Below are 9,488 nucleotides of genomic sequence, written 5' to 3'. Positions count from 1 at the left end.
TGCAACGCACCCAACGCAACCCCACCATCCGCCTCACGCTTGAAGTAGATGTTGAAGAACGCCAGAAAACGATGCCACGCCACACCCATGCTCGGGTTCAGGCCGATCGTCACGGCCCATGCGCCGGTGGCGGTGAGCTTGATCATCGCGGTCAGGTAGACCAGGTTCTCCAGCGTGGACTCGCTCAGGTCCTGGAACGCCAGGCTCAGCGGGTACGACGCGAAGAAGCCCGCCTCGTAGTGGTCCACCCCCAGCAGGGCGGCCTCCAGGGCGCGCAGCGTCAGGATCGCGAGGCCGATCACCAGGATCGTCCACTCGACGTAGTACGCCTGCCACGACACCGAACCGGCGAACCGCGACTTGCGGCCCGGGCGCGAGGGCAGACTCAGCTGCCGGATGACCATCAGCACCACGATGCCCACGAATGTGGCCAGTGCGATGAACTCGGTGAAGAGTTCGTACGGCAACCAGTCGCCGATGAGCGGGAACACCCAGTGGGCGTCGAAGAGTTGGACGATCGCGGTGACGATGGTCAGGCCGAGGGTCAGGAAGCCGACGGCCACGAACCAGTGGGCCACGCCGACGACGCCCCACTTGAGCATGCGGGTGTGGCCGAGGAACTCCCGGCCGAGGGTCGCGGTGCGCTGCGCGGGCTGTCCGGTTCGGCTGCCGTCCGGCTGACCGACCTGGACGAAACGGTAGATGTGTGCGACGGCGCGCGCCGCGAGCGCGGCGCCGACCACCAAGGTGACCAGCGAGATCACGATCGCTGCGAGCTGCATGGGTGTTCGGCTCCTCCGGTGGGACGTCCCTTCCGGGGCGTGTATCGGCCGACAGCGTACGGCCGTGCGGGCATCTTACCCACTGGTAACTTATCCACTGCGTCGATGATATCCGTCACGCTGGACGCTACCGGCTTTGCAGCTTTTGTCCGGTTGATCCGACCCTAGGTGATCTTGTCTTACCACTCGTGTCGCCCGACCACCACGCCGAAGCTCACCGAGCTCCCAAAGCCCGGGCACCGAACCACCGAGCACCGGAGCACCAAAGCACCGGACCGACAAGCCGAACCACCGAGCTCCGAATCACCAACGCACCGGACCCACAAGCCGAAGCACCGAGCACCAAAGCACCGAACAGCCACCGAAGCGCCGACCCCCGAACCACCGACCCCCGAACCACCAAAGCGCCGGAACCCGCAACGGGTCCCGGCGCCATGACGTCGATCAGACCGTCTTCGCCGCCTCCTGCTTCCGCGGTTGCACGACCAGGGTGTCGCTCGCCCCGTCCAGGTCGACCAGGACCGTGTCCCCGTCGCCGACCTCGCCCGCGAGCAGCGCCCGGGCCAGCTTGTCGCCGATCGCGGTCTGGATCAGCCGGCGCAGCGGCCGCGCGCCGTACGCCGGGTCGTATCCGGTCAGCGCGAGCCATTCGCGGGCCGCGTCGGTCACCGTCAGGGTGATCCGGCGGTCCTTGAGCCGGGCGCCGAGCCGGTCGACCTGGAGTCCGACGATGTGCGCGAGTTCCGCCGTACCGAGCGCGTCGAAGAGCACGATGTCGTCGAGCCGGTTGAGGAACTCGGGCTTGAACGCGTTGCGCACGACGTCCATCACCATGTTCTGCTGCTGTTCGCGCGACAGCGCCGGGTCGACCAGGTACTGCGACCCCAGGTTCGAGGTCAGGATCAGCACCACGTTGCGGAAGTCCACCGTGCGGCCCTGGCCGTCGGTCAGCCGTCCGTCGTCGAGCACCTGGAGCAGGACGTCGAAGACCTCGGGGTGGGCCTTCTCCACCTCGTCCAGCAGCACGACCGAGTACGGCCGACGGCGCACCGCCTCGGTCAGCTGGCCGCCCTCCTCGTAGCCCACGTAGCCGGGCGGCGCACCGACCAGGCGGGCGACCGAGTGCTTCTCCGCGTACTCCGACATGTCGATCCGCACCATCGCGCGCTCGTCGTCGAAGAGGAAGTCGGCGAGCGACTTGGCCAGCTCGGTCTTGCCCACGCCGGTCGGGCCCAGGAACAGGAACGAGCCGGTCGGGCGGTCCGGGTCGGCGATTCCGGAGCGGGCCCGGCGAACCGCGTCGGACACCGTCGCCACGGCGGCCTTCTGGCCGATCAGTCGGCGACCCAGCTCGTCCTCCATCCGCAGCAGCTTGCCGCGCTCTCCTTCGAGCAGTCGGCCCGAGGGGATGCCGGTCCAGGACGAGACCACGTCGGCCACGTCGTCCGGGCCGACCTCCTCCTTGACCATCGCGGTGCCGTCCGTGCCCCGGTCCCCCTCGGTCGCCGCGGCCTCGGCCAGCTCGCGCTCCAGGGTCGGGATCTGCCCGTACATCAGCTTGGAGGCGGTCTCGAAGTCGCCGTCCCGCTGGGCCCGCTCGGCCTCGCCGCGGGCGGCGTCCAGGCGCTCCTTGAGTTCACCGACCCGGTTCAGGCCGGCCTTCTCCTGCTGCCACCGCGCGGTCAGGCCGCTGAGCTGCTCCTGCTTGTCCGCGAGGTCCTTGCGCAGCCGCTCCAGCCGATCCCGGCTGGCCGCGTCGGTCTCCTTGGCCAGCGCCATCTCCTCCATCCGCAGCCGGTCGACCGAGCGCTGCAGCTCGTCGATCTCGACGGGGGAGGAGTCGATCTCCATGCGCAGCCGCGAGGCCGCCTCGTCGACCAGGTCGATCGCCTTGTCGGGAAGGAAGCGCGCGGTGATGTAGCGGTCGGAGAGGGTGGCCGCGGCGACCAGGGCGGAGTCGGCGATCTGCACCTTGTGGTGTGCCTCGTACCGGCTCTTGAGTCCGCGCAGGATCGCGATGGTGTCCTCGACGCTGGGCTCGCCCACGAACACCTGCTGGAACCGGCGCTCCAGCGCGGGGTCCTTCTCGATGTGCTTGCGGTACTCGTCCAGCGTGGTCGCGCCGACCAGGCGCAGTTCGCCGCGCGCGAGCATCGGCTTGAGCATGTTGCCCGCGTCCATCGAACTGTCGCCGGTGGCACCGGCGCCCACCACGGTGTGCAGCTCGTCGATGAAGGTGACGACCTGGCCTTCGCTGGACTTGATCTCGTTCAGCACCGCCTTGAGCCGTTCCTCGAACTCGCCGCGGTACTTCGCGCCCGCGACCATCGCACCGAGGTCGAGCGCGATCAGTCGCTTGTCGCGCAGCGACTCGGGCACGTCGCCGGCCACGATCCGGCGGGCCAGGCCCTCCACGACGGCGGTCTTGCCGACGCCGGGTTCACCGATCAGTACCGGGTTGTTCTTGGTCCGGCGGGACAACACCTGGACCACCCGGCGGATCTCCGAGTCGCGGCCGATGACCGGGTCGAGCTTGCCGTTGCGGGCCTCCTCGGTCAGGTCGCGACCGTACTTCTCCAGTGCCTGGTAGGTGCTCTCCGGGTCCTGCGAGGTGACCCGGGCGCTGCCGCGCACCGCCTTGAAGGAGTCGAGCAGTGCCTGCGGGGTGGCGCCCGCCTCGCGCAGCGCGTCGGCGACCGGACCGGAGCGGCCGGATGCGAGGCCGACCAGGACGTGCTCGGTGGACACGAAGGTGTCGCCGAGCTTGTCGGCCTGCTTCTCCGCCTCGTCCAGCGCGAGCATCGTCTCGCGGGCGAGCTGCGGTGCGGCCACCGTCGATCCGGACGCGCTCGGCAGGCGATCCGCGATCTGGCCCGCCGCGACCTTCAGGAGCGGCACGTCCACACCGGCCGCGCCGAGCAGCGGGACCGCGATCCCCTCGGGCTGTTCGAGCAGGGCGAGCAGCAGATGCGCGGGCTCCACCTGGGGGTGTCCCGCCGCGGAAGCCTTGCGGATGGCGACCGAAAGGGCCTCTTGGGCCTTGGTGGTGAGCTTCTGTGCATCCATGTGAGGTGTGCGACTCCTTCGCTTCGGGCACGCGCTGTCACGGCCATCATCCCGTCCGTGCCGCGTGTCCACCGCACCCGAACGGTTCTTTGACTGTGAGAACCACAACTAAGTTGAGTCTATTCCACTCAACCGTGTGTCGCTGCGGATGCCTAGACTGCGGACATGCCAGATGTGTCCGGTGCCCTCGAAACGCTCGACGCGCTTGCGGATGCGGCTGTACGGCTGATTCCGGCGGCGCCCGACGCCGACCGTGTCGTGCTCGGCCTCGCCGGTCCACCGGGCGCCGGCAAGTCCACCCTCGCCGGTCGCCTGGTGCGCGCGATCGAGCAGCGGGTCGGCGTCGGCACCGCCGCCTACGTGCCACTCGACGGCTTCCACCTGTCGAACGCGCAGCTCAAGCGGATCGGCCGGTTGCACCGCAAGGGCGCGGTGGACACCTTCGACGTGTGGGGCTACGCGACCACGCTGGCGCGCGTGGTGCACGAGGTGGACCGGGACGTGTACGTGCCGGACTACGACCGCACGCTGCACGAGCCGGTGGCCGCTCGGCACGTGATCCGACCCGGCACCCGGATCGTGGTGACCGAGGGCAACTACCTTGCGCTGGACGCCCCCGGCTGGACCGACGCCTACTGCCTGATGACCGAGGTCTGGTACGTGCACGCCTCGGACCGGGTCCGCGACGAGCGGTTGACCAGGCGCCAGCGCCGGGGCGGGCGCAGCCCCGGCGAGGCGATGGCCTGGGTCGCGGGCAGCGATCGGCCCAACGGCGAACTGGTCAAGCGCTCCAAATCCCGCTGCGCGCGGGTGGTGACGGTGGTGTGGTGAGCCCCCGCCCGCACCGGCCGGCTGCGCGCAACGACCCGGCCGGCCGACCGCGGCGCCCGGGCCGGAAAGGCCCTAGGTGAGCCAGGCCGGCGTCGGCACCAGCAGTTCCACGTTGCGGTCCTCCAGTCGACCGCGGCGGCCGTCCACCTTGGGGTCGGGGCGGTCGCGCTCCTGCCAGTCGTTGCCCGCGAGTTCTCGGGCGAGTGCGGCCAGGGCGACCGGGTCGTCCAGCTTGCCGCCGTTGGACTCCGGCCCGGCGGAGTCGACGATGGTGCCGTAGATGGAGAGCGTGCCGTTCTTGTTGTCGCCGATCTCCACGATCCGCGCCTGCGACGGCCAGTCGATGTGCGACGCGGTGTTGATCTCCCAGAAGCCGCCGGGGACGGCGCTGCCGGCCGGTCGCGGGTAGGGCTTCACGTTGTTGTCGTGGGTGTGCCCGTTGACCCACAGCACCACGTTCGGGAAGCGCAGCAGCAGCGCCAGCACCTGCGGGCCCAGGATTCGCGCGGGTTGCCCCGAGGGCACCGTCTTGTTCACCAGCGTGTCGATCGTGTGGTGGCTGAACAGCACGAACAGCATGTCCTTACCGGTGCCCTGGACCACCTTGCCCTGCTCGTCCAGGTAGCTGGAACTGCCCTTGACCAGGTGGTCCTGGAGCCAGGCGAACTGGGTCGGGTCCAGGCAGCCGGAATCCAGGCCGTACTGGTTCACCGTGTCCAGGACCAGGCAGCGCACCCGCCCCTGGTCGAAGCTGTAGTACGCGGTCTTGGCGTCCAGGTTCGCCTGGGTGAAGCCGTGGCCCTTGGGCAGGCCGGTGGTGTTGAAGTGCTCCTTGATCGTCTCCGCGCGGTCGATCAGCCGGCGGTCCGGGTCGGGGGTGACCTTGCGCTTGGGGCCCGCCAGCAGCGCGGCGAGCGCGTCCGGCTTGCCGTTCTGCAGCCCGAGCGCGAGCGAGACGATGGTCTGACCCGCCGATATGTCGAGCACCTTCTCGTCGCCGACCGCTACCTTGGCCAGCAACTCGGTGACCGGCAGGTTGCCCTGGACCAGGCCGTCGTGGTTGCCGTACGCGGTGTACCAGGGGGTCTTCAGGCCGGTCGCCTCGAACGGACGCCGGCATGCGTCGAGCAGGCCCGGCACGGTGGGGAAGCCGTAGTCGCGCCGGGGCACGTCGTCCTTCTGCCCGGCCGGTGTGCCGTCCGGATGCCAGTAGCGCTCGTGGTACGCGACCGCGTCCATCGGGCCCTCGTACTTGTTCCGGTCGCCCGAGTCCGGGGTGATCTTCTTGCCGCCGTCCAGCACGTCGATGTACCAGCGCAGCTCGTTGAACTGGATGTTGTCGGTGTTGTCGCCCGTGCATATGGTGAAGGCCAGCGGTTGGCCGAGGGCCGGGCCCTTGCCGATCCGGTTCAGCGACCGCACCATCGCCTCGGCGATCTGTGCGGTCAGCACCTCCTGCGGGCGGTGCGACGACTGGAACGGCAGCAGCTTCGCGAACGGCTGGTCCTTGTCGCTGTGCCGGTCCAGGAAGTCCACCCGCGCGGTCGACTGCGAGTCCTGGATGTGTATGTCCGTCAACTGGGTGAAGGCGACCAGCGGTTGGCTTTTGGCCTTGATGCCGGGTCCGGCACCGGGGGCCAACTCGGCGCGCAGCAGGTGCGGTTCGCCGGGACCGGCGACCACCTTGCGGTAGCCGCCCGCGCCGGGCGGGCCGAGCACCAGGGTGCGCTCCAGCGTGGTGCCGGCCGGGCCGGTGGGGCCGCCCGCGGTCGGGGCGCCGGACTTGGGCGCATCGCTCGACTTCTTGTCCGGCTCGTCCTTGGCGTCGGTGCACGCCGCCGCTCCGAGCAGTGCCGCACTCGCGGCCGAGTACTTCAGGACGTCCCGACGATTCGGCTTCATGCGGCGACCCTACTGACGCGTATCGAGCGGCATCAAGGAATGCTCGCGAGCGGGCCGCAGCCCGCCGCACGCACGAACGAGGGGCGCGGCCGAAGCCACGCCCCCGGTGTATCCCCGGCCGGTCGGTGCCGCCGGCCCGTCGGTCAGTCGGTACGCCCGCGCCTGGGCTTCCAGACCACGAGCGCGGTGCCCGCCTGCGGCCGGACCGGGACCAGGTCGCGCCGGTAGGACGCGTGAACGGCCGCCTCGCGGCGGGCGCTCGCGTCCGTCGCCTCGTGCAGCGCGTGCTCCAACTCGGCCACGCGCATGTGCAGCGCGAGCACCTGGTTCTCCAGCTCCAGGATGCGCTTGATCCCGGCGAGGTTGATGCCGGCCTCCTGGGAGAGCCGCTGCACCTCGCGCAACTGCACGATGTCGCGGGCGGAATAGCGCCGCCCGCGACCGGCCGTGCGGTCCGGCGAGACCAGGCCGAGTCGGTCGTATTGGCGCAGCGTCTGCGGATGCAGGCCGGACAGCTGTGCGGCCACCGAGATCACGTAGACCGGAGAGGTCTCGTCGATCTCGTAGCCACGCCGCCCGCCGATGCCGCCGTCGCCGCCCAAGCCGCCCGGTCGCATGTCATGCCCCCTTCGCCGCGTCCAACAGATCGGCTCGGGGATCGTGCGCGACGGTCGCCTCGCGGAACGCCTCCAGCGCCTCGCGCGCCTTGTCGTTCAGCTGCTGCGGGACCGTCACCTCGATGGTGACCAGGAGGTCGCCCCGAGTGCCGTCCTTGCGTGCCGCACCACGCCCGCGGACGCGCAGTGTCCGGCCGTTGCCCGTGCCCGCGGGGAGCTTGAGCGTGACCGGGACGCCGCCCAGGGTGGGCACGGTGACCTCCGCCCCGAGCGCGGCCTCCGGGAAGGTGACCGGCACGGTGACGGTGAGGTTGTCGCCCTTGCGACCGAATACGGCGTGCGCCTTGACGTGTACCACGACGTAGAGGTCGCCGGAGGGGCCGCCGCGCTCGCCGGGAGCCCCCTTGCCCTTGAGCCGGATCCGCTGGCCGTCCTGGACCCCGGCCGGGATCCGCACCTGCATCGTGCGCGAACTCTTGGCCCGGCCACTGCCGTTGCACACGATGCACGGGTCGTCCACCAGCAGTCCGCGGCCCTTGCAGTCCCGGCACGGCTCGGAGAAGCCGAAGCCGCCCTGCGGTCGACTCACGTTGCCGGAGCCCGCGCAGGTCGGACACATCCGCGGGGTGGTGCCCGCGGCCGCGCCCGTGCCGTTGCAGTGCCGACACGCCTCGGAACTGGTCAGTCGGATCGGTACGGTCGCACCGTCGACCGCGTCCGCGAAGCCGAGGGTGACCTCGGACTCCACGTCCGAGCCGCGCCGCGGCTGCTGGCGTCCGGTCTGGCGACCGCCGCCGAACAGGCCGCCGAAGATGTCGCCCAGCCCGCCGGTGCCGCCCGCACCGCCCTGCTGCTGGCCGCCGAAGATGTCGCCGAGGTCGAAGGGGAAGCCGCCGGCACCGCCCGGCCCGCCGCCGGGGCCGCGGAAGCCGCCCCCGCTGCCGAACAGCGTCCGCGCCTCGTCGTACTCCTTGCGCCGCTTTTCGTCGGCGAGCACGTCGTAGGCTTCCGAGATCTCCTTGAACCGTTCCTCGGCCCTGGTGTCACCCTTGTTCTTGTCCGGGTGGAACTCGACGGCGAGCTTGCGGTAGGCCTTCTTGATCTCGGCGGTGCCGGCGTCCTTGGGGACGCCGAGCACCTTGTAGTAGTCCTTCTCCAGGTAGTCCTTCGTACTCATGCGCCCCTCGCCGATCGGGTCGGGGTGCCCTCGTGCTCCGAGCGCCCGTTTCCGGATTCACTCCACCCGCGCATCGGCGTCCCTCCTCTCCGCTTCTCGTCGTCTGGTTCCCGGTGACGGTTCAGCTGCCGGCCGCTTCGCCCGACTCCTCCGGACCGCCTTCGGCGTCCGCCGTGGGCTCCGCGACCGCCACCCGCGCCGGGCGGATGATCCGTTCGCCGACCTGGTAGCCGGGCTGCAGGATCTCCACGCACGTGGGCTCGGTGACATCGGTCGCGTACGAGTGCAGCAGCGCCTCGTGCACCGTGGGGTCGAACGGGTCGCCCTTGGAACCGAAGCTCTGCAGCCCCATCTTGGCCACGATCGACTCCAGCGACTCGGCGACCGACTTGAAGCCGCCCGCCAGTTCGCCGTGGTCACGGGCCCGGCCGATGTCGTCGAGCACCGGGAGCAGTTCGCTCAGCACCTTGATGGCGGCCAGTTCGCCCGCCACGTTGCGGTCCCGCTCGACGCGCTTGCGGTAGTTCGCGTACTCGGCCTGGAGCCGCTGCAGGTCGGCCGTGCGCTCGCCGAGCTGGTTGCGCAGCTCGGCGGCCTCGGCCGCCCCGGGGGCCGGGGCCGCCGCCGAGGCGGCGGTCCCGGTTTCCGGCTTCGGCTCTGTCTCTTGGGCGTCGCCCGGGACGGCGCCGTGGTTCGAGCCGGTCCCTTCGGTCACGCAGCACCGCCCTTACGGTCCTCGTCGACGATCTCGGCGTCCACGACGTCGTCGTCGGCAGTGTTGCCCGCGGCGTCGCCGGTCGAACCGGCCGCACCCTCGGCGCCGGGCTGGGAGTTCGCGTACATCGCGGTGCCCAGCTTCTGGCTCGTGGTGCTGACCTTCTCCGCGGCGTCGCGGATCGCGGCCAGGTCCTCGCCCTTGAGGGCGTCCTTCAGCTCGGTGAGCGAGGTCTCCACCTCGGTCTTCACGTCGGCCGGGACCTTGTCGCTGTTGTCCTTGATGAACTTCTCGGTGGTGTACACCAGTTGCTCGGCCTGGTTGCGGGTCTCCGCGGCCTCGCGGCGCTGGTGGTCCTCCTCCGCGTGCGCCTCCGCCTCGCGCATCATCCGGTCGAT

7 protein-coding genes and 1 pseudogene are annotated in these 9,488 nt (G+C 70.4%); 1 reads left to right on the top strand and 7 read right to left on the bottom strand.

Annotation, left to right across the window (positions count from 1 at the left end; genetic code table 11):
• Positions 1 to 782, bottom strand: a pseudogene (locus ACIBM5_RS46940) (Fe-S oxidoreductase); the annotation flags it as partial.
• A 444-nt stretch (positions 783 to 1,226) separates the two neighbouring features.
• Positions 1,227 to 3,848, bottom strand: coding sequence for an ATP-dependent chaperone ClpB (gene clpB, locus ACIBM5_RS46935; RefSeq protein WP_396012834.1), 2,622 nt, complete (start codon positions 3,846 to 3,848; stop codon positions 1,227 to 1,229).
• A 165-nt stretch (positions 3,849 to 4,013) separates the two neighbouring features.
• On the opposite strand from clpB, the gene ACIBM5_RS46930 reads away from it, so the two are divergent.
• Positions 4,014 to 4,679 (top strand): nucleoside/nucleotide kinase family protein, encoded by a 666-nt coding sequence (locus ACIBM5_RS46930; protein ID WP_396012833.1) that lies wholly within the window; start codon positions 4,014 to 4,016, stop codon positions 4,677 to 4,679.
• Between the two features lie 72 nt (positions 4,680 to 4,751).
• On the opposite strand, the gene ACIBM5_RS46925 is transcribed toward ACIBM5_RS46930, so the two are convergent.
• The 5 genes from ACIBM5_RS46925 to ACIBM5_RS46905 all read right to left on the bottom strand — a co-directional run.
• Positions 4,752 to 6,581: a TIGR03767 family metallophosphoesterase gene (locus ACIBM5_RS46925; RefSeq protein WP_396012832.1), complete on the bottom strand. Its 1,830-nt coding sequence runs from the start codon at positions 6,579 to 6,581 to the stop codon at positions 4,752 to 4,754.
• A gap of 143 nt (positions 6,582 to 6,724) precedes the next feature.
• Complete coding sequence (locus tag ACIBM5_RS46920; protein ID WP_391589217.1) at positions 6,725 to 7,198, bottom strand: heat shock protein transcriptional repressor HspR; 474 nt, start codon at positions 7,196 to 7,198, stop codon at positions 6,725 to 6,727.
• A 1-nt stretch (position 7,199) separates the two neighbouring features.
• Positions 7,200 to 8,375 (bottom strand): molecular chaperone DnaJ, encoded by a 1,176-nt coding sequence (dnaJ, locus tag ACIBM5_RS46915; protein ID WP_391589216.1) that lies wholly within the window; start codon positions 8,373 to 8,375, stop codon positions 7,200 to 7,202.
• Positions 8,376 to 8,496: 121 nt separating this feature from the next.
• A complete protein-coding gene (gene grpE, locus ACIBM5_RS46910; RefSeq protein ID WP_391589215.1) occupies positions 8,497 to 9,090 on the bottom strand; it encodes a nucleotide exchange factor GrpE in 594 nt (197 codons plus the stop codon).
• Positions 9,087 to 9,488 (bottom strand): Hsp70 family protein (locus tag ACIBM5_RS46905; RefSeq protein ID WP_396012831.1); only part of this gene is annotated, 402 nt, incomplete at its 5' end. The genes grpE and ACIBM5_RS46905, both read right to left, overlap by 4 nt.

It is taken from the genome of Embleya sp. NPDC050493 (assembly GCF_044458105.1).
In the GTDB taxonomy this organism is placed as follows: Bacteria; Actinomycetota; Actinomycetes; order Streptomycetales; family Streptomycetaceae; genus Embleya.
This window is presented reverse-complemented; position numbering and strand designations above follow the sequence as displayed.

Bases quoted from the DNA above. Each gene is read 5' to 3' on its own strand.
- clpB (WP_396012834.1), bottom strand. From the start codon at position 3,848: ATGGATGCACAGAAGCTCACCACCAAGGCCCAAGAGGCCCTTTCGGTC.
- ACIBM5_RS46930 (WP_396012833.1), top strand. From the start codon at position 4,014: ATGCCAGATGTGTCCGGTGCCCTCGAAACGCTCGACGCGCTTGCGGAT.
- ACIBM5_RS46925 (WP_396012832.1), bottom strand. From the start codon at position 6,581: ATGAAGCCGAATCGTCGGGACGTCCTGAAGTACTCGGCCGCGAGTGCG.
- ACIBM5_RS46920 (WP_391589217.1), bottom strand. From the start codon at position 7,198: ATGCGACCGGGCGGCTTGGGCGGCGACGGCGGCATCGGCGGGCGGCGT.
- dnaJ (WP_391589216.1), bottom strand. From the start codon at position 8,375: ATGAGTACGAAGGACTACCTGGAGAAGGACTACTACAAGGTGCTCGGC.